Source organism: Pseudarthrobacter phenanthrenivorans Sphe3 (assembly GCF_000189535.1).
In the GTDB taxonomy this organism is placed as follows: domain Bacteria; phylum Actinomycetota; class Actinomycetes; order Actinomycetales; family Micrococcaceae; genus Arthrobacter; species Arthrobacter phenanthrenivorans.
The window spans coordinates 20,044-44,845 of sequence record NC_015146.1; the positions used below are offsets into that span (position 1 = coordinate 20,044).

At 61.0% G+C, this 24,802-nt stretch carries 23 protein-coding genes and 6 pseudogenes; 14 read left to right on the forward strand and 15 right to left on the reverse strand.

Translation table 11 applies throughout. The features are described from left to right. Positions 1–95: 95 nt before the first annotated feature. The 3 genes and pseudogenes from ASPHE3_RS22755 to ASPHE3_RS22760 all read left to right on the forward strand — a co-directional run. Positions 96–212, forward strand: a pseudogene (locus ASPHE3_RS22755) (cupin domain-containing protein); the annotation flags it as partial. Positions 213–286: 74 nt separating this feature from the next. Next, a complete protein-coding gene (locus ASPHE3_RS21315; RefSeq protein ID WP_013602964.1) occupies positions 287–1,000 on the forward strand; it encodes a GntR family transcriptional regulator in 714 nt (237 codons plus the stop codon). A 33-nt stretch (positions 1,001–1,033) separates the two neighbouring features. Beyond that, positions 1,034–1,155 (forward strand): annotated as a pseudogene (locus ASPHE3_RS22760) (ATP-binding protein); the annotation flags it as partial. A gap of 295 nt (positions 1,156–1,450) precedes the next feature. On the opposite strand, the gene ASPHE3_RS19795 reads toward ASPHE3_RS22760, so the two are convergent. From ASPHE3_RS19795 to ASPHE3_RS19805, 3 genes are read right to left on the reverse strand one after another with little or no spacing between them, the layout of a single operon-like run. Further along, positions 1,451–1,783 (reverse strand): integrase core domain-containing protein, encoded by a 333-nt coding sequence (locus ASPHE3_RS19795; RefSeq protein ID WP_013602965.1) that lies wholly within the window; start codon positions 1,781–1,783, stop codon positions 1,451–1,453. A gap of 45 nt (positions 1,784–1,828) precedes the next feature. Next, on the reverse strand, positions 1,829–2,713 hold the full coding sequence (locus ASPHE3_RS19800) for an IS3 family transposase (RefSeq protein ID WP_013602966.1): 885 nt from the start codon (positions 2,711–2,713) through the stop codon (positions 1,829–1,831). 5 nt (positions 2,714–2,718) lie between these two features. Beyond that, positions 2,719–3,009 (reverse strand): transposase, encoded by a 291-nt coding sequence (locus tag ASPHE3_RS19805; RefSeq protein WP_013599941.1) that lies wholly within the window; start codon positions 3,007–3,009, stop codon positions 2,719–2,721. Positions 3,010–3,220: 211 nt separating this feature from the next. Between ASPHE3_RS19805 and ASPHE3_RS19810 the strand changes: the two are divergent. Then, positions 3,221–3,637 (forward strand): annotated as a pseudogene (locus ASPHE3_RS19810) (integrase core domain-containing protein); the annotation flags it as partial. A 277-nt stretch (positions 3,638–3,914) separates the two neighbouring features. Here ASPHE3_RS19810 and ASPHE3_RS19815 read toward each other — a convergent pair. Both ASPHE3_RS19815 and ASPHE3_RS19820 read right to left on the reverse strand, forming a co-directional pair. After that, on the reverse strand, positions 3,915–4,427 hold the full coding sequence (locus ASPHE3_RS19815) for a hypothetical protein (RefSeq protein ID WP_013602969.1): 513 nt from the start codon (positions 4,425–4,427) through the stop codon (positions 3,915–3,917). Between the two features lie 116 nt (positions 4,428–4,543). Continuing rightward, positions 4,544–4,939 carry an SCP2 sterol-binding domain-containing protein gene (locus ASPHE3_RS19820; RefSeq protein WP_013602970.1) on the reverse strand — a complete coding sequence of 132 codons (396 nt, stop codon included), beginning with the start codon at positions 4,937–4,939 and terminating at the stop codon, positions 4,544–4,546. A gap of 194 nt (positions 4,940–5,133) precedes the next feature. Between ASPHE3_RS19820 and ASPHE3_RS19825 the strand changes: the two genes are divergently transcribed. The 6 genes from ASPHE3_RS19825 to ASPHE3_RS19850 all read left to right on the forward strand — a co-directional run bounded on the left by ASPHE3_RS19825 (position 5,134) and on the right by ASPHE3_RS19850 (position 11,654). Beyond that, positions 5,134–6,582, forward strand: coding sequence for a Rieske 2Fe-2S domain-containing protein (locus ASPHE3_RS19825; protein ID WP_013602971.1), 1,449 nt, complete (start codon positions 5,134–5,136; stop codon positions 6,580–6,582). A gap of 2 nt (positions 6,583–6,584) precedes the next feature. Then, positions 6,585–7,118: an aromatic-ring-hydroxylating dioxygenase subunit beta gene (locus tag ASPHE3_RS19830; RefSeq protein WP_013602972.1), complete on the forward strand. Its 534-nt coding sequence runs from the start codon at positions 6,585–6,587 to the stop codon at positions 7,116–7,118. 13 nt (positions 7,119–7,131) lie between these two features. After that, a complete protein-coding gene (locus tag ASPHE3_RS19835; RefSeq protein ID WP_013602973.1) occupies positions 7,132–7,404 on the forward strand; it encodes a hypothetical protein in 273 nt (90 codons plus the stop codon). Positions 7,405–7,407: 3 nt separating this feature from the next. Then, positions 7,408–8,223 (forward strand): 3-(cis-5,6-dihydroxycyclohexa-1,3-dien-1-yl)propanoate dehydrogenase, encoded by an 816-nt coding sequence (gene hcaB, locus ASPHE3_RS19840; RefSeq protein ID WP_013602974.1) that lies wholly within the window; start codon positions 7,408–7,410, stop codon positions 8,221–8,223. Between the two features lie 133 nt (positions 8,224–8,356). Then, the gene (locus ASPHE3_RS19845; protein ID WP_013602975.1) at positions 8,357–9,361 is read left to right on the forward strand and encodes a dihydrodipicolinate synthase family protein; all 1,005 of its coding nucleotides are present in this window, start codon (positions 8,357–8,359) and stop codon (positions 9,359–9,361) included. 841 nt (positions 9,362–10,202) lie between these two features. Next, positions 10,203–11,654 carry an aldehyde dehydrogenase gene (locus ASPHE3_RS19850; RefSeq protein WP_013602976.1) on the forward strand — a complete coding sequence of 484 codons (1,452 nt, stop codon included), beginning with the start codon at positions 10,203–10,205 and terminating at the stop codon, positions 11,652–11,654. Between the two features lie 301 nt (positions 11,655–11,955). On the opposite strand, the gene ASPHE3_RS19855 is transcribed toward ASPHE3_RS19850, so the two are convergent. The 3 genes from ASPHE3_RS19855 to ASPHE3_RS19865 all read right to left on the reverse strand — a co-directional run bounded on the left by ASPHE3_RS19855 (position 11,956) and on the right by ASPHE3_RS19865 (position 15,342). Further along, a complete protein-coding gene (locus ASPHE3_RS19855; RefSeq protein ID WP_013602977.1) occupies positions 11,956–13,629 on the reverse strand; it encodes an MMPL family transporter in 1,674 nt (557 codons plus the stop codon). A gap of 31 nt (positions 13,630–13,660) precedes the next feature. Next, the gene (locus ASPHE3_RS19860; RefSeq protein WP_013602978.1) at positions 13,661–14,290 is read right to left on the reverse strand and encodes a TetR/AcrR family transcriptional regulator; all 630 of its coding nucleotides are present in this window, start codon (positions 14,288–14,290) and stop codon (positions 13,661–13,663) included. A gap of 65 nt (positions 14,291–14,355) precedes the next feature. Beyond that, entirely contained in the window at positions 14,356–15,342 is a 987-nt protein-coding gene (locus ASPHE3_RS19865; protein WP_259460428.1) for an MFS transporter, read from the reverse strand. Between the two features lie 54 nt (positions 15,343–15,396). Between ASPHE3_RS19865 and ASPHE3_RS19870 the strand changes: the two genes are divergently transcribed. Then, positions 15,397–16,233, forward strand: a complete 837-nt coding sequence (locus tag ASPHE3_RS19870; protein ID WP_041653571.1) for an IS3 family transposase — start codon at positions 15,397–15,399, stop codon at positions 16,231–16,233. Positions 16,234–16,397: 164 nt separating this feature from the next. Here ASPHE3_RS19870 and ASPHE3_RS19875 read toward each other — a convergent pair. Beyond that, positions 16,398–16,925: pseudogene (locus tag ASPHE3_RS19875) on the reverse strand (IS30 family transposase); the annotation flags it as partial. 237 nt (positions 16,926–17,162) lie between these two features. Here ASPHE3_RS19875 and ASPHE3_RS19880 point away from each other — a divergent pair. Next, the gene (locus ASPHE3_RS19880) at positions 17,163–18,365 is read left to right on the forward strand and encodes an IS110 family RNA-guided transposase (protein WP_013599339.1); all 1,203 of its coding nucleotides are present in this window, start codon (positions 17,163–17,165) and stop codon (positions 18,363–18,365) included. Positions 18,366–18,379: 14 nt separating this feature from the next. Here ASPHE3_RS19880 and ASPHE3_RS21880 read toward each other — a convergent pair. Next, positions 18,380–19,097, reverse strand: a pseudogene (locus tag ASPHE3_RS21880) (transposase); the annotation flags it as partial. Between ASPHE3_RS21880 and ASPHE3_RS22965 the strand changes: the two are divergent. Together ASPHE3_RS22965 and ASPHE3_RS21685 are read left to right on the forward strand one after the other, a co-directional pair. After that, positions 19,051–19,596: an integrase core domain-containing protein gene (locus ASPHE3_RS22965; RefSeq protein ID WP_409372056.1), complete on the forward strand. Its 546-nt coding sequence runs from the start codon at positions 19,051–19,053 to the stop codon at positions 19,594–19,596. The pseudogene ASPHE3_RS21880 and the gene ASPHE3_RS22965 overlap by 47 nt on opposite strands. 47 nt (positions 19,597–19,643) lie before the next feature. After that, a pseudogene (locus ASPHE3_RS21685) lies at positions 19,644–20,162 on the forward strand (ATP-binding protein); the annotation flags it as partial. A gap of 58 nt (positions 20,163–20,220) precedes the next feature. On the opposite strand, the gene ASPHE3_RS19905 reads toward ASPHE3_RS21685, so the two are convergent. The 5 genes from ASPHE3_RS19905 to ASPHE3_RS19920 all read right to left on the reverse strand — a co-directional run bounded on the left by ASPHE3_RS19905 (position 20,221) and on the right by ASPHE3_RS19920 (position 24,490). Continuing rightward, positions 20,221–21,675, reverse strand: a complete 1,455-nt coding sequence (locus ASPHE3_RS19905) for an aldehyde dehydrogenase family protein (protein ID WP_013602981.1) — start codon at positions 21,673–21,675, stop codon at positions 20,221–20,223. A 13-nt stretch (positions 21,676–21,688) separates the two neighbouring features. After that, a complete protein-coding gene (locus ASPHE3_RS22860; RefSeq protein WP_302050775.1) occupies positions 21,689–21,814 on the reverse strand; it encodes a hypothetical protein in 126 nt (41 codons plus the stop codon). 210 nt (positions 21,815–22,024) lie between these two features. Further along, positions 22,025–22,141 carry a hypothetical protein gene (locus ASPHE3_RS22970; RefSeq protein ID WP_409372059.1) on the reverse strand — a complete coding sequence of 39 codons (117 nt, stop codon included), beginning with the start codon at positions 22,139–22,141 and terminating at the stop codon, positions 22,025–22,027. 145 nt (positions 22,142–22,286) lie between these two features. Next, positions 22,287–23,330 carry a dihydrodipicolinate synthase family protein gene (locus ASPHE3_RS19915; RefSeq protein WP_013602982.1) on the reverse strand — a complete coding sequence of 348 codons (1,044 nt, stop codon included), beginning with the start codon at positions 23,328–23,330 and terminating at the stop codon, positions 22,287–22,289. Further along, entirely contained in the window at positions 23,327–24,490 is a 1,164-nt protein-coding gene (locus ASPHE3_RS19920) for a cupin domain-containing protein (protein WP_013602983.1), read from the reverse strand. The genes ASPHE3_RS19915 and ASPHE3_RS19920 overlap by 4 nt, the downstream gene beginning before the upstream one ends. Between the last annotated feature and the right edge of the window lie 312 nt (positions 24,491–24,802).

The window sequence follows — 24,802 nt, forward strand, 5'->3', positions numbered from 1 at the left end:
CGCCTGGCGTGTCGAGCCGGATCCACCGTTAATTCCACAGTCCCGCCACGCCGAAAGATTAACACAAATAAGACTAAGTAAACGGCATTGCACCTAAGGCAGTTCCTTTTGTCTGGGAATGGAGCAGCCTCATTGGCTTGGCGGAACGCGCCGGCGAGCTCGTGCCGGTCGGCATGGGCGGCGAAAGGCGGGCCATCGGGCTGGTCAATCCCCGTCATGATTCACGGGGTGGCCTCTGGCTCTTGGGGGCAAGAAATGGCCCTTCTGAAATGTTAGAATTTCCTTCATGGATGCCATGAAGGATCGGTGGAACGGCGACGATCTCCTTAGCGCCGAGAGCCAGTCCCGGTCGCGAAAGAGGGACTTCGTATATGACGCGATTAAGCGCTCGCTCATCATGGGGGAGTACTCGCTGGGCGAGGAGCTAGTTGCCCTCAAAATCGCCACCACATTCGGAACGAGCCGGCAGCCAGTGATGGATGCCCTCAGGAAACTCCAACTCGATGGCTTCGTGGAAGTTGTGCCACAGGTCGGCGTCCGGGTTGTGCGCCCCTCGCCGGCCGGGACAGTGGACTACTACCGCATTTTCGGGGCACTCGAAGGCATCGCTGCAGAAATGGCAGCCGAGCGCCGAACGGCTTCGGGGCTGGTAATCCTGCGCAACGCGGTCGAACTTTCTTCTCGCATGGTTGAAGAGGACCCTGATCTTCCCATGGAGGAGTACCTGAGCCTCAATCGCCGCGTTCACCGGGCTATACATTTCCTTGCCCAGCCGGGCGACACCCTGAACATCGCCAGGACCTACTGGGACCGCAGTGACTTCCTGATGGCCATCACCAGCAAATTAGGGCCGAAGCAGTGGTTTTTGTCCGCAGACCACGAACATCATGCAATCCTCGATGCCATCGCCAACGGGGACGGCTCCAGTGCCCGGGAACTTGCGACTCAGCATCTCGTTTCCATCGGTGGTTTTGTTGCCGAGAAGCTGACCGAGCTGTAGACGAAGCTATTAAGCGTCGGCACAGCGGGGTACCGCCGGATGGCCACCGCGACGGTGGACCGGCTGCTGCACCAAGCCCACGTCTGCCAAACCACCGGCGACTCCGTCGCCTCACCCAGGTACTGGACGGAAAGGGAGTCATGCCACTGACCTAAACACCCCGGTGGCCAGCAACCCAACCTGCCCGGGCGAGTTCTAGTGATCGTTGCAACGCCCCCGAATAATCGGGAGTCGCAACACCATGGAATCAACATCGAAAAATAGTCTCTACCTTAAGGAAAAAATCTCCTTCAACGGAAGAATCGGCGTCGAGCACCGGGGCGCTCGGGAAGCGTTCCCAGCAGTCCCACACCCGTGCCCAAAGACAGGATGTCCTGGCCGCCGTGGCGCGCCTGAGAACTGTCGCCGAGGGCTCAGGTGTGTCAAGCCCCGGGTTTTGTGGAGGCGTTTTTAGTTGGAAATTGAGAGCAGTTCCGGGGCCGGGTGGACTGCGTGGAGCTGCTCGTATTCGACTGGCGGGACATGGCCGATCTCGCCGTGGAGACGCCGGTGGTTGAACCAATCTACGTACTCAGCCACGGCGACCTCGAGATGGTTGATGTCCCGCCATGGGCCCTTGTTGCGGACAAGTTCGGCCTTGAACAGTGAGTTGAACGCCTCGGCGAGGGCATTGTCATAGCTATCGCCCTTGGACCCAACGGAGGCCACAGCGTCTGCTTCGTCCAGTCGCTGGGTGTAGCGGATCGCACGGTACTGGGCAGGTTCATCTGGTCGTTGCAACACTGAGGTGTGTCAAGGATGTGAGACAGTCGCGTAGTTTCTTTTCGGTCAGGCAGCAGCGGGAAGCTGTTGGTTTCTGGTTGTGAAGTTGGCCATAGCCGTCGCCGGCCGCAGGCCTTCGTTGTTGGTGTGAGGCCGCCAGCGGTTGTAGAACACTTCGATGTAGCGCATAGTGGCCAGTCTGGCGTCCTGGCGGGTGGTGAAGCTGTGGTGATGGTAAAACTCGTTTTTCAGCGATGAGAACAGCGATTCCGCCACGGCATTATCCCAGCACACCCCGGTGGCGCCCATGGATTGGCGGATGTTATTCCCGGCGCACCAGGCGCCCATTTCGCGTGACGTGTACTGCGTTCCATGATCACTGTGGAAAATCGCGTTGGGACTCAAATGGCCGCGGTCTCTGGCCATCGTCAGGGCCCCGGTGACCAGCGAAGCGCGCATGTGTTCAGCCATAGCCCAGCCGACGACCATGCGGGTGCACAGGTCGATGACGGTGGCCAGGTAGAGCCATCCCTCGTCAGTGCGCAGGTAGGTGATGTCTCCGACCAGGCGCGTTCCGGGTGCTTCTGCTGTGAAGTCCCGGCCGATAAGGTCCGCGAAGACCTTGTCCGGATCTGAGGGGATGGTGGTGCGCTTGAAGGCGCGCATCCGCTTGGCGACCCACCCGTTCTCGGCCATAATCCCGGCCACGGTACCCACTGAAACCTCGATGCCGGCGGCGGCCAATTTGGTGTGGACCATACGGTGGCCGAAGATCCCGTCGGAGGAATCGAAGACGGTCTTCACCTGATCGGTCAGCTCCCGGCGACGGAGCGCGGTCGGGGTTTCTGCGGCGTCCAGCCACCGGTAATACGTGGCCCGTGGGAGACCAAGCTGACGGCACATCCAGGCCACCGGGAAGTCGGCGTTCTTCTCCTGAACAACTCGGTACAAGTCCTCTACCGTTGTTCTTTGGCGAAGAACGCCGAAACTTTTTTCAGGAAATCGTTCTCCCTCTCCAGCTCGCGCAGCCGTGCCTCCAAAGCCTTGTATTTCGCAGGATCCACCGGATCATCCGGTTTGCCGCCGCCCTCCGTTTGCCCTTCACGGGACAGTCGCACCCAGCGTTTCAACGCGGTAACGGAAATGCCGAGCTCCGGAGCGACAGAGGCGGGTGAACGCCCAGATGAAACCACGAGCTCAACGGCATCAGCCTTGAACTCATCGGAATAGGTAAGTCGAGCAGACATGAGCACAATCCTTTCAAACTGTGTCTCACATCAGTAGTACACCTCAGCTCCCTATCCGGCGGAACGCGCCGGTCCTGGTCGCAGGGTCTTTCCTTGCATCCATGGCCATCCGCGTTGCGCGCTCAAACAGCTCGTTTGGGTACTTCCGTTGTGCTGGCATGGGAATCATCCTTCCGGGTAATCGATGTCTCCATCAAACCCGGTGCGATTCACCCGCACCGCGCTGGTGGTCATCCCGCGGCGGTCGTTCAAAGCGTCGGACGTGGTTGCGGTGCTGGAGAACATCATCGTCGAAACCGGGACCACACCGACCTACGTCAGGTGTGACAACGGCCCGGAATTCACCGCCGCGGCACTGATCGAGTGGTGCAACACCGCCGGTGTGGACACGGCGTTCATCGACCCGGGATCACCGTGGCAGAACGGCTTCATCGAATCCTTCAACGCCCAATTCAGAAGGGAACAACTCTCCGGAGAAATCATGGACACCATGGCCGAAGCGAAGTACTTGGCCGAGGAATGGAAAGCTATCTACAATCATGAACGGCCCCACGGATCCCTGGACGGCATGACGCCGAACCGCTACTGGGAAACCTGGACGCAAGAAAACCAATTAGCTATCGCATAGACGCTGGACTGCTAATGGGGGCCCAACCAGATCTGCTGGCCGCCTAGGGGCAATTCCTAATGACCGTTGACAGCCGGGAACAGGAATAACTGGCGCGAGGTCGGCTTCCGAAAGGCTGTGACGATCCCCGTCGGCAGCGTCAGCTATGGAGCGCCAGTCAGGGTTGCGCAGCAGCATGCCGACGTCGTTAAACCCATCCACTTTTATGAGTACATCGTCAACCTGGCGGACTGCCCGTGTACCGTTCGGAGTGCGAATCGTGAGCAACTTCACGTGCTCATCTCTCACTTTCGGTTGGATGCGGGACGTCTTGCTCCCACGCCTGGGTTCTTGCGACGGCGTCCGCCTGTCCGGAACGTATCAGATTCACGGCGTACTCAGTGCTGCCGTCGTCGACTATGACACTGGTCAGGCCCTTGCTCAGCCGAGCTTCCTGTGATAACAGGACGCGGGTGAGCTCAGTGCCGCCCTCGATGACAATCAGGGCGGGCTGATCGGGTAGTTGCGCCACTGCGGACGCGAGATCCCCACCGGCCCCGGGTGCTGTTACAAGAAGGCCGAAGGCCCCATCAGGATGGTCAGCCCCTGGTCTCGCCAGCACTGCTTCCTGGCCGCTGAAGTCCATCAAAACAGCTGAGTCCTCGTAGAATCTGAAACCAAGCAGCCGGCCGTCAAACGTCGTTCCGTTCACATGGAGAGGAGCTTTCAGTACGGATTCGCCGTGCTGGTCCTGCCAGCGGTATCGGTCAGGGTCCGTCCCATCCCTCGTCGGCGTCTGTTCGTGGTCCATCGTCCTACTTAAATCACTGGTTAATTCACTGGGAAACCGGTCGGGGGTGGATCATCCAGGAAGCCCGGCGCCGCGGCCGGACACACCAAGTGGCGCCCGGCCGCGGTTACCGCCGGTCAGACGGCCCAGTCCGTGTCTTCGATCTGGCCGAACATGCACATGGCTTCTTCCAGGGACGGAAGGTGGGCCAAGGCGACGGCCGTCGGACCGCGGAACTTAACTTTCCGCGTGACCATTGCGTTCGATACCGACAATTCACTTCGCCCCAACCGCTGCCAAGTGTCGACCTTCGCCGTCAGCAGATAATCAGGCTTGATGCCGGCCGCCGGCGCCCCCGCCCGAACGACTTCGCCTTCGCGGACCTCGACTTGACCGGCCCGACTCTCGTCCTCCGCCAGGCGGTACTCAATGACCATGCTGAGTTTTTTCATACCTTCACGCGTGAGCTCGGTCTTGTTCCAAAGATCGGCGTAACTCTGCATCCATTCCGGTGACAAAACAGGTGTTGCCATGTGCCCTCTCCTTTGAGTGACTGGTGCCAGGCCTGTTGACCTATCCACGACAGCATACTAACATGCTAGGAAGTTAGTCTGCGAGGGGCGGGCAGAAGATTGGACGTCCCGACCAAGGCAGCTAACCGGCAATTCAGTTAGCGATAACAGGTGCACACATTTTTGATGCACACAATGCCAAATTGGAGACAACGATGTCTGTTACTGAAGAACACCAGTCACAGTTGAGCGATAAGCTACGACATAACCTGGAAAAAGGGCTGCACGATGTGCAGGCCAAATGGACCGTCCCGACAGCGTTCCTCAATGACCCCGAGGTACATGACGTCGAACGAGAGCGTGTGTTTGGCCGCTCATGGGTTTACCTGGCCCATGAGAGTGAGATCGCCAAGCCCGGTGACTACGTAGTCCGCTACATCGCGGAGGATCAGTTCATCGTCACTAGGGGCGAAGACGGAAACGTGCGTGCCCACCTTAACAGCTGTCGGCACCGTGGCATGCAAATTTGCCGCGCGGAAATGGGTAACGCCTCCCACTTCCGCTGCCCCTACCACGGCTGGACGTACAACAACGGAGGAAAGCTCGTAGGTGTCCCCGCCGGCAAAGAAGGGTACGATAACAAACTCGAAAAAGCGGACTGGAACCTGCGCTCCATCCCCCAACTCGACACCTACAAAGGCATGATTTTCGGTTGCCTTGACCCCCACGCCGAATCGCTTTCCGACTACCTAGGTGACTTCAAGTTCTACCTGGACATCGTGATGGACCGCAGCGACGCCGGCATGGAAGTGGTCGGGGCCCCGCAACGCTGGATCGTTGATGCCAACTGGAAGCTCGGATCCGACAACTTCGTCGGCGACGCATACCACACCATGATGACTCACCGCTCTATGGTGGAACTCGGGATGGCTCCACCGGACCCCATGTTCGCGCTGTACGGCGAACATGTGCACACCGAGCACGGTCATGGCATCGGAATTATCGGCCCGCCGCCGGGAATCCCCCTACCCGAGTTCATGGGAATGCCGGACAACATCATCGACGAGATGAAAGCGCGGCTCAAGCCGGAACAGGTCGAGATATTCCGGCCGAACAACTTCATCCACGGAAACGTTTTCCCCAACCTGTCCATCGGAAACTTCATGATATCGAAAGACCACGTTTCCGCTCCAATAGCATTCCTCACGCTGCGTCTGTGGCACCCCCTCGGCCCTGGAAAAATGGAGGTCTACTCCTTCTTCCTGGTCGAAAAGGACGCACCCGACTGGTTCAAGGAAGAAGGCTACAAGACGTATCTTCACACCTTCGGAATTTCGGGCGCCTTCGAACAGGACGACGCAGAAAACTGGCGGAGCATCACCCGCGTCCTGGCTGGTCAATTTGCCCGCAAGGGTGACCTGAACTACCAGATGGGCCGTGGCGCACTCACACCGGATCCGGACTGGCCCGGCCCCGGTGTGGCCTATCCGATGGACTACGCGGAAGCCAACCAGCGAAACTTCCTCGAATACTGGATGGAACTCATGCTTGAGGACAGGCCAGTTTCGGACAAGCCTTCGGAAGCCCACCGCAGCCCAAACGGGGCTCAGGGGAAGGGCAAGGTCGAGGCACTGGCTGGCACCAAAGAGACTGTGGAGGCCTAAACATGACAATCGAAGCACAGACACCCCAAACACAGGTAGTAGACACGGCCGTCCGGGAAATTACCGAATGGCTCTTTGCGGAAGCCGCATTGCTGGATGCAGGTAAGTACCGCGAATGGCTTGACCTCATGGCGCAGGACCTGCACTACGTTGTGCCCCTTCGGGTCACCCGGGAGCGGGAGGCCGAAACGGACATCATCGAAGGCATGACCCTGATGGACGACGACTGGGACGCCATGGAGATGCGGGTACTCAGGCTGGAGACCGAATATGCCTGGGCTGAAGATCCGCCCTCACGATCCCGCCACTTCGTCACGAACGTGCGGGTGGTCGGAGGCGACAAGGACGACGAGTTCAAGGTCACGTCGAATCTGCTCCTGTACCGGACGCGGGGGGACGTGCCCACGTATGACATCCTCTCGGGCGAGCGTCACGACGTTCTTCGCCGGGTGGACGACGGCTTCCACATGGTCCAGCGTGTGGTCGTTCTGGATCAGACCACCATCATGACCCATAACTTCGCATTGATCATGTGACGAAGGAGTAACCATGGGCATCATTTACAAGGCCGGCGAAGATCCGGTCATTCAGATTGCCAACGAATTCACCGTGGTCCAACTGGCATACATCCGGACCGGCAACGGTGAACGACTTGTCGTCACATCACCCAAGTTGGGCTTCGAGACCCAGCTGGATCCGCTGCAGCTTGAATGCCTGACCTGGCAGCCTTCTGCCACCTTTTCAAGGTTGCTGGAGACGCCGTACGGGCCGGGTTCCGAGATGCGTGCAAAACCCCTATCGACGTTGATGAGAAAGGAATAAATTATGGGATTTTTGGATGGAAAGGTCGCGCTCGTCACGGGCGGCGGCTCAGGCATCGGCCGAGGGGTAGTTGAACTCTTTGTGCAGGAGGGTGCCAAGGTCGGCATCCTGGAGATTTCACGCGATAAAACTGCAGATCTGCGCAAGAACTTCTCGTCAGATTCTGTTGTCGTTATCGAGGGCGATGCGACGTCCATGGATGACAACGACAAGGCGGTTGCCGAAACTGTCTCGGCCTTTGGTCCGCTCACCACTCTGGTCTGTGTAGTGGGTGTTTTCGACTACTTCACGGAGATTCCCCAGCTGCCCAAGGAGAAGATCAGTGATGCCTTTGACCAGCTGTTTGCGGTTAATGTCAAGAGCAACATCATGACGGTCAAGGCAGCCCTGGACCAGCTCATCGCGAATCGCGGCGACGTCGTGATGACCGTATCGAACGCCGGGTTCTACGCCGGCGGGGGCGGGCCGCTGTATATGGCCTCGAAATTCGCTGTCCGCGGGCTCATCACGGAACTGGCGTACGAGCTCTCGCCGAACGTTCGGGTCAACGGCGTGGCGCCCGGCGGGACGGTCACGGATCTTCGGGGTGTCCCGGCGCTGGCCAACGAGGGTCTGCGACTCAAGGATGTACCGGACATCGAGGGTCTCATTGGGGGGAACAACCCACTTGGGATTGTCGCACAGCCCTCCGATCACGCGTGGGCATTTGCGTACCTGGCCTCCCGTGAGCGCAGTGCGGCAGTGACGGGCACCATCATCAACAGCGACGGCGGCCTGGGAGTTCGTGGAATGACCCGCATGGCGGGCCTCCAAAACTAGGCGAAGTTTCATTGGTTGGCGTCGGCTGCAAGAAGTCGGCGCCGACGAATAATCCCATTGACTGGTCGGCATCAGTCAAAGTCTTTGATTCCTTGCGTGCGGCAGGGCCGTGACAATTTTAGGAGGTGCCAACATGCAGAAGTTCGGAGTGGAGGACTTACAAGGCGTAATCGCAGTAACTCCCACCCCATCTGTTGTGGGAGCGGGTGATGTCGCGTCCCGCGACACGGTTGATCTGGCGGAAACCGACTGGATGATTCGCCAGCTCGTGTCCGACGGCGTTGATGGAATCATGACAAACGGAACCCTTGGCGAAATGGCAACTTTGACTTTGCCGGAGTGGCAGTCATTTGCGCGGCAGGTTGCGGAAACGGCGGCGGAGGTAGCGCCGGATCTGCCGCTTTTCATCGGTGCTACTACCCTCAACACGCGCGACACCATTGATCGGATCCGCTTCCTCCAGGACCTTGGCGTCCGGGGAACTTTCCTGGGCCGCCCGATGTGGGGCGGGCTCAGCGCCGAAACGATGGTTTCCTACTACAAGGAAATTGTCGATGCCTTTCCCGACATGGCCTTGATGCTTTATGACAACACAGAGGCGTTTAAGGGACCCATTCCGACGGCGGTCTATGCTGAACTGGCAAAGCTTCCTCAGGTGGTCGGGGCCAAATACATAGCCCTGACACCCAAGTATGGCCTCGACGTTGCGGCTGTCGAAGGGAAGATGCGCCTGCTCACCTTGGAGACGGACTGGTTCCTGGCCAAGACCATGTATCCGGAGGAGGCCGTCGGGTGCTGGAGCAGCAGCGCCCTCTGCGGACCGGAACCGGTTATTGCCCTCCGCGAGGCCCTGGTCGCCAACAACATCGAGACAGCGCGGCACCTGACCAAACGGATCGAATGGACGTATGAGACTTTCCTAGCGCGGGCAAATTTCCCGGAATTTTCCAAGTACAACATCGCCCTGGAGAAGCTTCGGTTCGATGAGGCCGGATACATCAAGGCCGGATCGCCCCGCTCACCCTTCCAGACCACCCCGGTCGAATACTTGGAAGGTGCGCGGGAGACCGGCCGTCGGTGGCGCCAGCTCGTAGAGGAACTGAAAGCCGACGTCGCCAAGCCAGAAGCCAAGCCATGAACCAGGTCTCGGGCCAAAGCCCCGACGACGCCGTCCCCGGTTTCAGAAACCCCCGCAGGCAGCCCAACCCCCCGCAGGCAGCCCATGGAGGCTGACTCCTATGATTTATTTTCTTCCAGCCTCCTAACCTGACTGGTTTCCAGCCAATATCGACCACTCCTGTTCGTCTTACGCCGGAGTCTCCGGCGTACCTGGCCTCCAGGGGGCACACTGCAGAGGCGGAGGCGATTGTCCGGACGTACGGGCTGGAGCCCTTGCACCGCCCTGTTCAGGAGTCAGCTGACGGGGCAACGGTCCCTACAGGAAAGGCCAAAGGGCATTTCCGCGGCTTTCTGACCGGGCGTCTCCTACCCTCGATGATCCTGGTTTGCATCGGGTTCAGCGTACTGACCTGCTGGCTGTGAACATTGGCGCGATCGTCGGAGCGCTGGTGGCCTCCAGACTGGCCGACAGGTTCGGCCCGCGTCCCCTGACCGCGGTGTCCTTTGAATCCTCAGGCGTGGCACTGGTTCCTCATGGGCACGGGGATTGCGTCGCTTCCTGTGATGTACCTGCTGGTCGCCGTCGTTGGATTTGGTTCGGTGGGAGCGCAAATCCGGGCCGTCCTGGCAATCTTTGGCGGAGGTGGCGTGGTGTCAGCGGGACTGGGCAACTTCGTCAACTTCGCCGTCTGGGGCATTGCTGCGGCGGTGGGTCTGGCGGCAGTACTGCTGGTTCCGCGCCGTCGGGACGACGCGTTGGAACCGGCCCCGCTTGTAAGCCCCGGAGCCACAACGGCTCCCGGTATTCAGTCACTATCGTTTAATTGTCATCAGCACCAGAACAGTAGGAGAAAAAGCTCGTGGAAACATCACTCGTTATTGACAACAAGGACCGCAAGGCACTCGACGAAAAAACCTTTGATCGCATTCATCCGATCAGCGGGGACGTTGTCACAACGGCCGCTGCCGCCGCACAGGAAGACGCCATCGAAGCGGTCGATTCGGCTCAGGCAGCCTTTCTGACCTGGTCCAAGACGGGTCCGTCCGAGCGGCGTGCGATCATGCTGAAGGCGGCGGACTCCCTGGAAGCCAAGATGCCGGATTTCATCTCCGCCATGGCCCAGGAAGTTGGTGCGTCCGAACTCTGGGCCGCCTTCAACGTCGTCGCGGCCGCGAACCTCTTCCGGGAGGCTGCAGGTCTGGCCACCCAGATTCAGGGCGAGACCATCCCGACGGACAAGCCGGGAACCCTCTCCATGACTGTTCGCCAGCCGGTCGGCGTGATTCTGAGCATCGCTCCCTGGAACGGACCTGTGGCTCTGGGCGCCCGGGCCATCGCCTACCCGCTGGTATGCGGTAACACTGTAGTGTTCCGGGCTTCCGAATCGAGCCCGAAAACCCACCTGCTCATTGCCGAGGCGCTGCGGGACGCCGGACTGCCCGACGGCGTGCTCAATGTCATCACCAACGCTGCGGAGGACTCCCCGCAGATCATAGACACCCTGATCTCGCACAAGTCCGTTCGCCGCATCAACTTCACGGGATCAAGCCGTGTGGGTCGCATCATCGCCGAAAAGGCTGCACGGGAACTCAAGCCGGTTTTGCTCGAACTCGGCGGAAAGTCGCCCTTAGTCGTTCTGGATGACGCCAACATCGACGACGCCGTGCGCGCCGCTGTGTTCGGTTCATTCCTCTACCAGGGCCAGATCTGCATGTCCACGGAGCGGATCGTTGTCGATGATTCAGTCGCCGACGAATTCGTGCAGAAGTTCGCGGCACGGGCGGCCGAGCTGGGAACGGGAGACCCTGTCACTGACGGTTCCTGCATCGTGGGCCCGATGCTGAACGCCAAGAACGGTCCGCGCCTCAACGGCATGATGGAGGACGCACTCTCCAAGGGAGCTAGGGTAGTTGCCGGCGGCATCGCGGACGGCGCGGTCATGCCCGCCACAATCATTGACCACGTCACGCCGGAAATGCAGATCTACGACGAGGAGACCTTCGGTCCGATCACCACGGTGGTTCGCGCCAAGGGCTACGACGACGCCATCGGCATCGCCAACGACACGGCGTACGGCCTCTCGGCCGCTGTTTTCGGCCAGGACATCAACCGCACCCTCGACGCCGCCATGCGGATCGAATCGGGTGCCTGCCACATCAACGGACCCACGGTCCAGAACGAGGCACAGGCACCCTACGGTGGAGTCAAGGACAGCGGCTACGGACGGTTTGACGGCCGCGCGGTGATCAACGAGTTCACCGAACTGAAGTGGATCACCGTCGGTCGTTCGGACCAGCAGTACCCGTTCTAGAAACACACCATCCCGAATGTCCGTAACCTGGCGGTAACGCCGACGTCATCGTCAGGTTCCGGACCTAGGTGTAATTCCCACGGACGTTGTGAACAGCGTGGCGTGATGTAAAAGGCGAGGGCCTCCGGTATCGATTCGGGTTACCACACTCATCTCGACGCTAGGAGGACCTTCGTGTCCTACGTTACCCATACCAACGCCGACTGGCGCTGGCTGGTCCCTCGGTCGGGATGACCTGGAAGATCGCGCGCGGTCCGGCCGTCCTGGCTGACGAGGGCGGGCAGGGCTGCGGTGACGTTTTTTACGTCCCGGAGCTCTGGTCAGCGACGTCGTACTGCAGTTTTTCTGATTCGGCGTCGCTGAGCCCTGCCGGGAGTTTGCCGACGGCGATGATGGGGCCGTTGACGCCTTCACCAAAGGACTCACCGAGGGTGGTGTAGGCCTTGTAGGCGTCGGAGTTCACCGGCTCGGTGCCTCCGTCTGGCAGGGCTACCCGGAGCTGGGCTGCCGGAAGTGCGGTGATGGCCAGGGCCAGGACCGTAACGCTCAGAACGATGATGGGGTGGCGGGTTACGAACGCGCCCCAGCCGTGGCGGCTGTGTTCCTGGTCGGCGGCTTCTTCCAGGGCTTCGGCCGATGTCCCGGCCCGGGCCGCTTTCTCGGCGGCGGCGGCGTTGGCGGTGCGTGCCTTGTCCCAGGCGCCTTTGGATACCATGCGGGTTCCGATGAATCCGAGCATTGCGGGGGTCAGGGTCAGGGCGACGAGCACTGCCAGGGCGACGGTGCCGGCACCTGCCAGGCCCATGATGGTCAGGAATGGAAGGCCGGGTACGGCCAGGGCGGCCAGGGCGATGACGACGGTCAACCCGGCGAACAGCACCGAATTTCCTGACGTGCCGGTGGCCCGGGCCACGGATTCCTCCATGGCCATGCCGTGCAGCAGTTGGGTCCGGTGCCTGTTGACGATAAAGAGTGAGTAGTCGATGCCGACAGCGAGTCCGAGCATCAGGGCCAGGAATACTGACACGGATGCCATTTCGATCACACCGGAGAGTGCAAAGGTCCCGCCGACACCGACGGCCACGCCGATGATGGCCATCAGCAGCGGCAGACCGGCAGCGATCAGGGTTCCGAGCATGACGATCAGGACCAGGGCCGCGACGCCGACACCGATGATTTCCGCGGTGCCGAGGACTTCGGAGACATCCTGGGTGATGCTCTGGCTCAGATACACCTCCACCCCGGAGCCGGAGGCCTCCGTGATGATCGCCTTCACCTCTTCGCGGACTTCGGGCTTGACTTCATAGATCGATCCGGCGAACTGTATCTGCGTGACGGCCGACCTTCCGTCCACGGAGACGGTCCGCATCCCGGCGGCGGCGTCCAACTTGCGCTGGCCCAGTGCCAGAGTTTCCTCGTTGGCGGCGATTTCCTTCGCGCCGGCGTCCAGCTCTTCACGGGCTGTCTGCAGCTGGGCGAGGGCCTGGTCCATGCCGGGGGCCCCTGCGGCTGCAGCGGCGTCCAGCTGGGCCTGCTGTGCATCCAGCTGCTGGCGGCCTTCAGTGATCTGCGTTTTGGCCGCCTCCAGTTGGGTCTTGCCCTCGGCCAGCTGTGCTGCCCCGGCGTCGATCTGGTTCTGCAGTTCGAAGGGGTTGGCCGCTGACTGGATTTCCGGAATGTCCCTCAGCCGGGCCAGGGCGTCTCCGATGGCCTGTTCCTGGTCAGGTGTGAAACTGCCGGAGGGGGCATGGAAGACCACGGCGCCGCTGCCGCCGGCTGCTTCGGGCAGTTCCTCTTTGAGCTGGTCCAGGACGCGTTGGCTTTCGGTGCCGGGAATGCTGAACTTGTTGCTCATGGTGCCGTGGAACGCGACCGCAGCGCCGCCGGTGCCTAGCACCACGGCGGTCCAGAGAGCAAGGACCCACCAGCGGCGCTTGTAGGCTAGCCGACCCAAGTTGTAAAGCAGGGATGCCATAAATTTCAGCCGTTCTGATAAAAGATGTGGATTATCGGGTGAAGCCGTGGCGCAGGTATCCGATCACGTCGACCAGGAGCTGGCGCAGGAGCGTCAGGGACTGCTCCGTAACGTCACCGCCGGTGCGGCGGTACCACTGGGCCAGGGCGGCTTTCCCGGAGGAGAGCACGGAACCGACCAGGGCGCTGGCATACAGGGGATCGTGGTCCGCTCCCGGGCGTTGACTGATAGCGGTGACCAACCTGTCGGCGCAGTTCTGCCATCCTTGGAGCTGGAACCGGTTCATCTGCGCGTCAGTCCCGGCCAGACCGTACACCTCGGCCATCGCGGCCAGGTGGATCGGATCCGCCAGGGCGATCAGCACCTCGTACATGGATTCGACCAGCGGCTCTTCCGCGGGGCGGGCCAGGAACTGGTCAGCCGCATGGTCCAGGAAGTCCTCGATGCTGACCACCAGGGCTGCCTCACGGCTGGGGAAGTAATTGAAAAAAGTCCGCCGTGACACCCCGGCGCCGGCGGCGATGTCGTCCACGGTAAACCGGCCCGGGCCCTTCACCCGGACCAGATTCATCGCCGTCTCCACAATTGCGTTGCGGGTCGCGGCTTTGTTCGCTTCCCAGCCGGGCTGGACGGAGCGGACCGTGTCCGGAGAACCACTCATGGAAAAAAGCCTAACCGCAGGTTTGCATGGAGTGTAAACCTGCGGGCAGGGTCCGGCAGCGGGATTTACCGGGCGGAGCTGGCCTGGGCAGGGGCGTCGTCTTCGGCGTCGTCGGCGGTGATCAGGATGTTGCCCTCGGAAATCGATTCTGAGAGCACATCGTGTTCGATGGCGGTGGCCAGCGGCTTTTCCTTGACAAAGCACAGCAGCACGGTCGCGATCAGCGCCAGGGGAACCATCCAGACGAAGATGGGTGTCAGGGCGTCGTTGTAGGAGGAGATGATCGCCTCCTTGACCGGTGCCGGCAGGGCGTTCACCACTGCCGGCGTCAACGAGTTGGACCCGCCGGGCGCCCCGCCCTCCGCGGCCGCGGCCGGGAGCCGTTCAATGAGCAGATCGTGCAGGCGGTTCGCGAAGAGACTTCCCACGACAGCCGATCCCAAGGTGGCGCCGATCTGGCGGAAGAAGTTGTTTGATGCGGTGGCCGTGCCGACCTCGCGCAGCGGGAAGGAGTTCTGGACGATCAAGACCAGGATCTGCATGTTCAGGCCCAGGCCCAGGCCCATGACGGCCAGGTAGGCGCAGATCTCCCACAGCGGCTGCTCCGGTTTAAGGGTGGAGAGCAGCACCAAGGCCACAGCCACGAGGACACCGCTGGCGATCGGCATCCATTTGTACCGGCCTGTCCTGCTGACCAGCTGCCCGGAGACCACCGAAGCCACCAGGAGGGCTCCCATCATCGGGATCATCAGCAGCCCCGACCCGGTGGCGTTGACGCTGAAGGCCATCTGAAGATAGGTCGGAAGGTAGCCGATGGCGCCGAACATCGCCACGCCGATCAGCAGGCCGGCTATGGTGGTGAGGTTGAAGTTGCGGTCCTTGAACAGGTGCAGGGGAATGATCGGCTCAGCCGTGCGCCGCTCCACGAGGACGAAAGCCACGGCGGCCAAGACGGTGCCGGCAATCAGAGCCAGGATGATGGGATCGTTCCACTCGTACTTGCTCCCGCCCCAGGTGGCAAACAGCACCAGGCAGGTGGTCGCAATGGCCATCAGCACCATCCCGCCCAGATCCAGACGCTCGGGACGTAACCCCCGGTGGCCTGGATGTGCCGTCAGCTTGGTCTCCCACGGGCCACGTATTACCGGTGGCTGGACGCCGCAGAAACCCCGACCGCGCTCCGTCGCCGGGAGCTGACCGATCAGGTGAAGACCGTCTTCGATTCCTCCGACGGGATCTTCGGCCACCGCATGGTCCACACCAAATTGGCCGCCGCCGGCATCGAGGTTTCAGTGGGTACCGTGGCCGGGATTATGGCCGAGAACGGGTGGGTCGCCAAGCGGATGCGCGCCTTCAAGCGCACCACCATCCCCTCAGATCCGGACAAGGTCTTCGCGGACCTCATCGGCCGGGACTTCACAGCAGAAGCACCCGGAACGCGCCTGGTCGGAGACATCACCTACCTGCGCACTGACGAGGGATGGCTCTACCTGGCCACCGTCATCGACCTGTGCACCCGCATGGTCGTCGGCTGGGCTATGGCTGAACACATGCGCGCTTCGCTGGTCACCGGGGCCCTGACGATGGCCAGAGACCGCGGCCATTTGAGTCCCAACGCGATTTTCCACAGTGATCATGGAACGCAGTACACGTCACGCGAAATGGGCGCCTGGTGCGCCGGGAATAACATCCGCCAATCCATGGGCGCCACCGGGGTGTGCTGGGATAATGCCGTGGCGGAATCGCTGTTCTCATCGCTGAAAAACGAGTTTTACCATCACCACAGCTTCACCACCCGCCAGGACGCCAGACTGGCCACTATGCGCTACATCGAAGTGTTCTACAACCGCTGGCGGCCTCACACCAACAACGAAGGCCTGCGGCCGGCGACGGCTATGGCCAACTTCACAACCAGAAACCAACAGCTTCCCGCTGCTGCCTGACCGAAAAGAAACTACGCGACTGTCTCACATCCTTGACACACCTCAGGCTATGGCTGAACACATGCGCGCCTCGTTGGTTACCGGGGCCCTGACGATGGCCAGGGACCGCGGCCATCTGAGTCCCAACGCCATTTTCCACAGTGATCATGGAACGCAGGACGGATTCAACCGGTCGTCGCAACACCGGGTTGTTGAACTGATCGTAGCTGTTCGTCCAGTGCTTCGGCGGGAGTCTTCCAGCCGAGCGTTTTGTGTGGCCTGGTGTTGAGAGTGTGCGCGATGGCTGCGAGATCATCGCTGGTCCATCGGGACAGGTCGGTGCCCGTGGGGAAGTATTGGCGCAACAGACCGTTCGTGTTCTCGTTCGTGCCGCGCTGCCATGGGCTCTTCGGGTCGGCGAAGTAGACCCTTACTCCGGTGTCGACGGTGAATCTGGCGTGGTCGGAGAGTTCTTTGCCGCGATCCCAAGTCACCGATTGTCGCAGTTGCTGTGGCAGTGTCGTGATCGTTTTGGCGAGGGCGTCTGCCATCGTCACCGCACCGTAGCCAGCCAGCGCGGGTCCGTTCTTCGTCCGTGGGATTACGCCGTAGCCTTCTCCGCGGGGTAGGTGGATCAGCATCGCGAACCGTGTCGTCCGCTCGACCAGCGTGCCGATCGCCGATCGTTGCAGGCCAATCACCAAGTCACCTTCCTTACGATTTTGTTGTGGGTGATTTCGGAGCTGTCGTAGTGTTTCGATCACCCTCGGGTGGCGGGTATGGCCTAGGTCGCCCTGCCGCTTGGATGGCTCACTGGGAATGGCCGCCCGCTGCCCGCCGATGACTCGACCGCTGATTGAGAATTACGACATTGATCGTTGGGTAAGGACGTGCCGGCGTAGTTATCGACAGGGCCAACCGAAATTGGAGCTGATCGAAGGAGACTGAACATGCCGGCATTCTGGGTAGGAATCGACTCAGGCAAAAGAGCACATCATTGCGTCGTGATCGATCAGACGGGGACCGTGCTGCTCTCGAAACGGGTCGAGAACGACGAAAACGCAGTGCTCGAACTCATAGCCACGATCGCGGAGATCGCGGCCGGGGGCGAAGTCTGCTGGGCCACGGATCTGAATTCCGGCGGAGCGGCCCTGTTGATCGAGTTGTTGGCCGCGCACGCCCAGCAACTGCTCTATATACCTGGACGGATCGTGCATCACGCTGCGGAGACCTACCGCGGAGATGGCAAGACCGACGCGAAAGATGCCAGGATCATCGCTGACCAGGCACGGATGCGCACGGACCTCCAACCAGTCCGCCGCACGGACCAGATCAGCGTTGACCTGCGGCTCCTCACCGCCCGCCGTACGGATCTGATCTGCGACCGTGTCCGGGCGATCAACAGGCTCCGCGCCACCTTGCTGGAATATTTCCCGGCTCTCGAGCGTGCGTTCGACTACTCCAAACAGGCGCCCCTGGTCCTCCTGGGCGGCTACCAGACACCCGAGGGCATCCGGCGGATCGGACTAGCTCGGCTCACCGGTTGGCTGAGGAAACGCGGCTGCCGCAATAGTGCCAAGATGGCAGAGAAGGCACTGATAGCCGCAAACTCCCAGCACACCGTACTGCCAACTCAGACCACAGGCTCTGCCCTGGTCGTCCGGCTGGCCGGGCAAATCAGCACTCTCGATGCGGAGATCGCCGGCATCGATGCCCAGATCACGGACCTGTTCGGGAAGCACGACAGCGCCGATGTTTTGCTCACCATGCCGGGCTTCGGCCCCGTACTCGCAGCTACTTTTCTCGCGAACATCGGCGGCAACCTGGACGCGTTTGACTCAGTCGACCGGCTCGCCAGCGTCGCGGGGCTGGCTCCCGTCCCGCGCGATTCCGGACGAATCAGCGGGAACCTGCACCGACCACGTCGCTTTAACCGCAGGCTCCTGCGGACCTGTTACCTCGCCGCCCTCTCCAGCTTGAAGAACAGCGCGGCCTCAAGAACCTATTACGACCGGAAGCGCGGAGAAGGAAAGTCGCATAAACAGGCCCTCATCGCCCTCGCCAGACGTCGCATCAACGTCCTCTGGGCGATGCTCCGTGACCACACCATCTACCAGGAACCAATGCCACGCATCACCGCTCAGGCGGCTTGACAGAAACATTGAGATTCCCAGTGCCCGGGAACGGCGCGATCGGCGACTTCGGGAGGGCGCTTGCTGATGAGCGTCTCCTCAGTGACATGAGCCCAGGACTGCCGCTTCGACCGAGCTCTTGGTACGCGCAGTGCACGCCCCGTGCGCAGGTGCAGAACGAGTTCGCGTTTGAGCGCTCCGCGGCCCTGAACGTAAAGCGCCTGGTAGATCGCCTCATGGGAGATACGCATGGATTCATCATCCGGGAAATCAGCCTTGAGCCGGTTCGAAATCGGCTCCACTCCACGCCGTCACCCACTCGCGGTCACCCCGGTGCGGCTTGTTCCTGCCCTTCCACTCCGGCGCACCAGGGCCGGCGACGATACGACCGTCAGGTGCCCGGACGACACCGGCGAGCTTGTCCTGCACGTACTGATGCAGCCGTTCATTCGTTACAAGCTTGACGGTCTTCGGCCGCTGAGCGAACCGTTCTGCCTTCCATTGCGCAACAGACGCACGGTAATCGAGCTTCCCAGCGCGAGTAGCTGCGTTCCGGCGCAGCTCCCTGGAAATCGTTGACGGGCTCCGTTTCAATTCCTGGGCAATTTGCCTCACACCGGTGCCCTGCGCGTTCAACAGCGCGATCTCCTCACGTTCTTCGAACGAAAGGTACCGGCCTTTGAGCGGGGCAAGCATGAACGTCGGCATGCCGCCACGATCCCGGAACCAGCGCGTTCCGGCCGCTTGCGACACGCCAGCCAATGTCGCTGCCCGCTCGCTCGTACACCCCGTCGCGATCTCACGCCAGAACGCCCGCTCGGTGTCCCGCCTTAACGACGGCTTCCCGGGCGATTTCATGACAGGCCTGCCCGTCGCCACTTTCATCCAGCCTGCTGGCCTGCCCATCGCTACCTCCAGAATCGAGGTGTTGCGACGACCGGTTGAATCCGTCCAGTACACATCCCGCGAAATGGGCACCTGGTGCGCCGGGAACAAGATCCGGCAGTCGATGGGCGCCACCGGGGTGTGCTGGGATAATGCCGTGGCGGAATCGCTGTTCTCATCGCTGAAAAACGAGTTTTACCCTCATCACAGCTTCACCACGCGGCAAGACGCCAGACTGGCCACTATGCGCTACATCGAAGTGTTCTACAACCGCTGGCGGCCCCACAGCAACAACCAGGGCCTGCCACCGGCCACAGCAATGGCCAAGTTCACAATCAAGAACCAGCAGCTTCCCGCTGCCGCCTAGCCGAAAAGAAACCAGCCGACTGTCTCACATCCTTGACACACCTCACCACCGGCAAGACTTTCGACGTTTGGGACGAAGCGCTGTCCTCGGTGCCGGCGGCAACGACGCAGTTCCTGCGCACCCTCGAATGGGTCAGGCGGAAGGAGAACCTGATTGCCTGCGGGCCTTCCGGCACCGGCAAAACACTGCTGCTCGAAGCACTGGGGCAACAAGCGATCGACGAAGGCATGACCGTGTCCTGGCTGACTCTGGAACACCTCGGCGCACTCGTGCGCCGGCACCGCATCGATGACAGCGTGAACAAAGTCATCGACCGGGCCACCAACGCCGATCTGATCTGCATCGATGACATCGGCCTGTTGTCGGTAACCGCCGACGCTGCAGAAGGGTTCTACCGCGTCGTCCATGCAGCCTACGAGAAGCGGTCCCTGGCCATCAGCTCCAACATCGACCCCGCCGGGTTCGACGAGCTCATGCCCAAGACCATCGCCACGGCCACCGTCGCCCGGCTGCTCCACCACGCCCACGTCTGCCAAACCAGCGGAGAATCCGTCAGGCTGCTGCAGCGAAAGCTGCGGAACTCACGTGATGCGCGGTTGAGCTCGTTCAAAGAGATGGCCGACGTCAGTCCAGAACCACCGTGGTCGTCCTCACCTCGGTATACGACAAGAGTTCATCGATCGATTCTTCACGGCCGACACCCGACGCTTTTGTTCCACCGAATGGTAGGCCCCAGTAGTGTCTGCTACCGCCATTGACGATCACATAGCCGGCGTCGACCTGTCGAGCCACCGTAAGCGCTCGCGTGGTGTTCGAACTCCAGACTGTCGCAGTAAGTCCGTACTCGACACCGTTCGCGATGCGCAATGCCTCGTCATCAGTCTCGAACGTCACGATCGATAGCACAGGACCGAAGATCTCGGTTTGCTCGACGAACGATCCGGGCGCGACGTCAGCTAACACCGTGGGGGAGAGGAACCATCCTTCCTCTCCCAAGCCCTCGGGCCTCGCACCTCCGGTGACAATCCTGGCGCCGTCGCTCACCGCAGTGCTGATCGCGTCGACAGACTTCTGATACTGCGCCTCGGAGACGAGTGGACCCATCTGAGTCGACTCGTCGAGAGGGAGTCCGACTCGAATCGCGCGGACCAGTTCAGCGACGCGTTCCGTCAGCTGCGCAGCGACGGAACTGTGAACGAGAAGGCGGCTGGTGGACCCGCAGCTTTGACCTGCCGTCCAGGTGAAGTTCATGCCGTTGACCGCACCGTGAGCCGCCTTCTCGAGGTCGGCGTCGGCGAAGACGATCTGTGCATTCTTGCCCCCCAGCTCGAGCGAGATGTGCTTCACCCCCACCTCCGACGCGTCGCGTTGTATGGAGCGCCCTGTGGCGGTGGAGCCGATGAAGCCGATTCTCCTAATATCGGGGTGCCGAACGATCGCGCGCCCAGAGATCGAACCTCGGCCACTGATCGTGATGAGTAGGTTGGTCGGCAGTACTCCAATTGCGAGTTCCGCGAGTCGCAGCGACGAGAGGGGAGTCTGATCGGGAGCTTTCAGAAGAACCGAGTTGCCGGCGACCAGAGGCGCTGCGATCTTGGAGAGAGCAAAAAAGATCGGGTGATTGAACGCCCCGATGCGAGCAACCACGCCGAAGGGTTCGTTCGTCGTGAAATGGAGATTTTCGCTGACCGGCACGGTTCGCCCACCAAGGTCGAGGGCCATGTCTGCGAAAATGTCGATCAGTTCGAGTCCGGCTTCGACGTCTCGCCGCATCATAGCGAGAGAGAATCCGCCGTCGACTGCGTCGAGCATGGCCAGTTCCTCTGCGTGTGACTTGACGACCTCGGCGAATGTGCGGAGCTGTGCTGCTCGTTGCCGCGGTGGGAGAGCCGCCCACAACTTCTGCGCAGCCTTCGACGCAGCTACAGCACGGTCGACGTCGGCCACCGAACAGTCGGGAACCAAGGCGAGCGGCCTGCCGGTTGCTGGATTCTCGATTTCGTAGCGATCAGTGACGTCGATCGGCTCATTGTCGACAATCACGTTCCACTTCTTTTGTCCGATCTGCTGCTGGTTCATGCTGTCTCCTGAATCACGGGATCGAAAGTCCCTTGTGTTCGAGTGCGGCGAGATGGAACCGCCACACGGTGTCGTCGTCGAAGCCGGACCCTAGATCGGGAAGGTCTTCGCGATTGCCGCCATCGATGTCGGTCGGCACCGCGCCCGCCCTTATCACGGCTAGGTGCATCTTGGCGAGAGCATCGACATTAAGAGCCTGGATAACAGCTCGTTAAACCGTTGTTCCCGCAGACGTGAGCCCATAGCCAGCCTGTAGCACCACCGTGGCTTCGCCCCTTTGAGCCAACCATGGCGGCACCGCATTCGGGGGGGGTGCGAATAAGTGCAGAACTCTCATACACGGGGATTCCTACGGTGGCGAGATGCATTGCCAGAATATTGAATGCCCCGATGATGGGCCGATGCGCTGGCCGACGAGAGTCATTGCCACGACGGCGGGAGGGTGCGCATGCACAACAGCACGCATCTCCTGCCGACTGCGAAGCACCGCAAGGTGTAGCCGGAGCTCGTTGGGCACACTCCAGCCAGGCGGTAGCGAGTTGCTATCACGTTCCCGTGAACTGCGCACACCAAAGCAGGAGCGATGTCGGCGCCCGTGCTCACAGCACCTGCTACACACTGTCGCTGAAGTCGACGACCGAGGTTGCGTACCCGGCACCAACGTGCTTAGGCTCCTTCGCGTACCGCGCTCTTAGTTCAGCCCACCGCCTTCCTACTTCTCTACCGCCCTCGAGATATGCTGATGGAGCGGTCCCATACGGGTGGCGGGCCGGACCTGGCGTGATGTATCCGGCAGACTCGAACTCAGCTCGATCAATCTGGATGCTATATGGCATGAACTTGGTGATGTCGCCATCGGGAAAGAGCGGGTCGGTAGCCCAAACGATGCCATCGTGGGCGACTTGAGCGTCATCCCAAGCGCCCGCCGCTATGGCATCCCGAAGGGCCAGCACGGGCTCCGGACCGCAGGCAACGTCACCGCTCCATGCCGCTGGTACCTCGCCCGGGAACGCGTTGAGCGACGTCAGCCAGTTGTCCGCGGTCGGTAACAACGGAAAGCTGCCATGCACTGCTTCGAGATCATTCTTGTATGCGTCGTTTCCCGGAAGCACACCCAGGTGTTTCGCAGCGACGATCTGCGGGAGCTTTGCCAGCTGTCCGTAAGCTTCAGACGAAATTTTTCCCTTGAACACGCCCGTATTGTCGTAGACCACGAACGCCGCATCGGGCATCGCTTCGACGAGTGCAGAGTAGTACGCAACGACTTGCTCGTCATCAAGGGGAAGCCACATCGGTCGACCTGCGAAGAGACCGTCAGCTCCGAGACTCATCAGCTTCTTGCCGCGAGAAATTGTGTCGCGGGTGTTCAACGTTGAGGCCCCGCAGAAAACCGGTATGCGATGCGCGACGGTGCTGATGACGGCATCATTGAAGGCAAGCAGCTCGTCGTAGGTGAGTGTCGCCACCTCGCCGAAGGTGCCGTTCGTCAATAAAACATCGACTCCAGAATCGACAATCAGATCCACCATGCGAACGGTCTCGTCGAGATTGATCGTGTCGACAGCTTGAGCGGAGTCTGAGCCTTGCCTCGACGGCGTCGGAACGATGCCGACAATACCGGTGATATCGGCTGCGGTGATGCCTCGAGCCGTCATAGTTCATCCTGATCGTAGAAGGCGCCAGCCCGGTAGATTGGCTTGAGTGGCGGAGTAGGGTTCACGGGCGCGGGTGTCGCGTTGAGAATCGATTCCGGTTCTTCGTAGAGCAGGCCAAAAGCCTGCAGTGCAGGAATGTCGTGCATCGAGAAGAGCTGTACCGACTCAGTCGGGGAGGCATTCACCCATCGAAAGTTAGTCCAGTTCGGAAGCGCGATGACGTCGCCGGGCACGAAGCTGATCGTCTCGTCATCGGTGACGAACGAGCCGGAGCCAGAGATAACGTAAGTGACCGCGCTGGATGAACGGCGGTGGGCCTTGCCATCGAACCCTGGGGCGAGGCGTTGCACCCAGCAGTCCATGGTGGCCATCGTCGGGCCACCAGTCACCGGATTGGCGTATCGCAGCGCCAGCCCGTCGTAAGGGTTGCCCGCGTCGAGGTCGTAGAGATTGAGGCGCGCTTTGACTTCGCTCCAGGGATAGCGCACGGGCAGTCTGCTCTCGCGACCGCGTTCCCACGTTGGACGCAGCCAGTGGCTGCGGGTTCCGATGCCTTCGCTGCTCGAAGGGCGCACGTTCTGGCTGTCGTCGCCGTAGGGCTCGTAGTAGACTGCACCGAGGGCGAAGAGAAGGCCTATGTCGAGGCCGTCGAGCCAGACAACGTCGGAGTCGCTCGGGTTGTGGTGGTCGTGCCACGAGAATCGCGGGGTGATCAGAAGATCGAAATCTTCCATGGGCAGACGCTCGCCGTCGACGGTCGTGAAAGCCTCCGGATCTCCCTTCGTGATGAATCGCACAGCGCCCATGGTGTGTCGATGCGACCAGCATACTTCGCCCGGCTTCACGAGCTGGAAGCCGGCAGAGATGGTGTGCGTGGTGGCGCTTCCGCGATCGAGGAGACCAGGGTTGACGAAGGTGAGGTGCCGCCTCGCCGTGTCGACGGGCCCGAGTGCAATGGTCGCCTCAGCGAGGGCCTTCTCGACATCGTCCCATGCCCACCGGTAAGGGATGCCTGCGGGGCGAGGCCCGCCAATGGCCCGCATCAGGTGCTCCTCCGCAATCCACTGACCGCGCAAGTACTGCCCTGCTGCCTGCTGATCGAATGCTGCGAGCGCTTCGGCCTGAGTGGCTGCGGGGGTCTCGATATTGACTGAATCCATAGCTTGTCTCCTTCGGCGAATCTAAGTTAATACACTCTGTCCTCGACAATACGATTCTGCGTGCGAGAAGGCAAGAGTTCGCGATGCACCCGGACTTTAGTGCCACGCATCTAATATTTCTCCTTTGAAATGCTAAAATCTTAGAATTACTATAGAGGCTGCCGTTGCCGTGCGCAAGGGTCTTCTGGATCAAGTTCCAGAGCCGGAAGCGGCCTATAAGAGGACCCCGTTCTTACCTTCCGCCTTGATGGCCGCGTGGACCTCCTGAATCGGGTAGCGACCCGCGATGCGCTGGCGAACGAATCCTCCATC

Bases quoted from the DNA above. Each gene is read 5' to 3' on its own strand.
- hcaB (WP_013602974.1), top strand. From the start codon at position 7,408: ATGGGATTTTTGGATGGAAAGGTCGCGCTCGTCACGGGCGGCGGCTCA.
- ASPHE3_RS22965 (WP_409372056.1), top strand. From the start codon at position 19,051: ATGCCGCCACGATCCCGGAACCAGCGCGTTCCGGCCGCTTGCGACACG.
- ASPHE3_RS19870 (WP_041653571.1), top strand. From the start codon at position 15,397: ATGTGCCGTCAGCTTGGTCTCCCACGGGCCACGTATTACCGGTGGCTG.
- ASPHE3_RS19880 (WP_013599339.1), top strand. From the start codon at position 17,163: ATGCCGGCATTCTGGGTAGGAATCGACTCAGGCAAAAGAGCACATCAT.
- ASPHE3_RS19825 (WP_013602971.1), top strand. From the start codon at position 5,134: ATGTCTGTTACTGAAGAACACCAGTCACAGTTGAGCGATAAGCTACGA.
- ASPHE3_RS19845 (WP_013602975.1), top strand. From the start codon at position 8,357: ATGCAGAAGTTCGGAGTGGAGGACTTACAAGGCGTAATCGCAGTAACT.
- ASPHE3_RS19865 (WP_259460428.1), bottom strand. From the start codon at position 15,342: ATGGCCATTGCGACCACCTGCCTGGTGCTGTTTGCCACCTGGGGCGGG.
- ASPHE3_RS19920 (WP_013602983.1), bottom strand. From the start codon at position 24,490: ATGGATTCAGTCAATATCGAGACCCCCGCAGCCACTCAGGCCGAAGCG.
- ASPHE3_RS19835 (WP_013602973.1), top strand. From the start codon at position 7,132: ATGGGCATCATTTACAAGGCCGGCGAAGATCCGGTCATTCAGATTGCC.
- ASPHE3_RS19830 (WP_013602972.1), top strand. From the start codon at position 6,585: ATGACAATCGAAGCACAGACACCCCAAACACAGGTAGTAGACACGGCC.
- ASPHE3_RS19855 (WP_013602977.1), bottom strand. From the start codon at position 13,629: ATGGCATCCCTGCTTTACAACTTGGGTCGGCTAGCCTACAAGCGCCGC.
- ASPHE3_RS19905 (WP_013602981.1), bottom strand. From the start codon at position 21,675: ATGAACCAGCAGCAGATCGGACAAAAGAAGTGGAACGTGATTGTCGAC.
- ASPHE3_RS22970 (WP_409372059.1), bottom strand. From the start codon at position 22,141: ATGCGTGCTGTTGTGCATGCGCACCCTCCCGCCGTCGTGGCAATGACT.
- ASPHE3_RS21315 (WP_013602964.1), top strand. From the start codon at position 287: ATGGATGCCATGAAGGATCGGTGGAACGGCGACGATCTCCTTAGCGCC.
- ASPHE3_RS19820 (WP_013602970.1), bottom strand. From the start codon at position 4,939: ATGGCAACACCTGTTTTGTCACCGGAATGGATGCAGAGTTACGCCGAT.
- ASPHE3_RS19915 (WP_013602982.1), bottom strand. From the start codon at position 23,330: ATGACGGCTCGAGGCATCACCGCAGCCGATATCACCGGTATTGTCGGC.
- ASPHE3_RS19860 (WP_013602978.1), bottom strand. From the start codon at position 14,290: ATGAGTGGTTCTCCGGACACGGTCCGCTCCGTCCAGCCCGGCTGGGAA.
- ASPHE3_RS19815 (WP_013602969.1), bottom strand. From the start codon at position 4,427: ATGGACCACGAACAGACGCCGACGAGGGATGGGACGGACCCTGACCGA.
- ASPHE3_RS19805 (WP_013599941.1), bottom strand. From the start codon at position 3,009: ATGTCTGCTCGACTTACCTATTCCGATGAGTTCAAGGCTGATGCCGTT.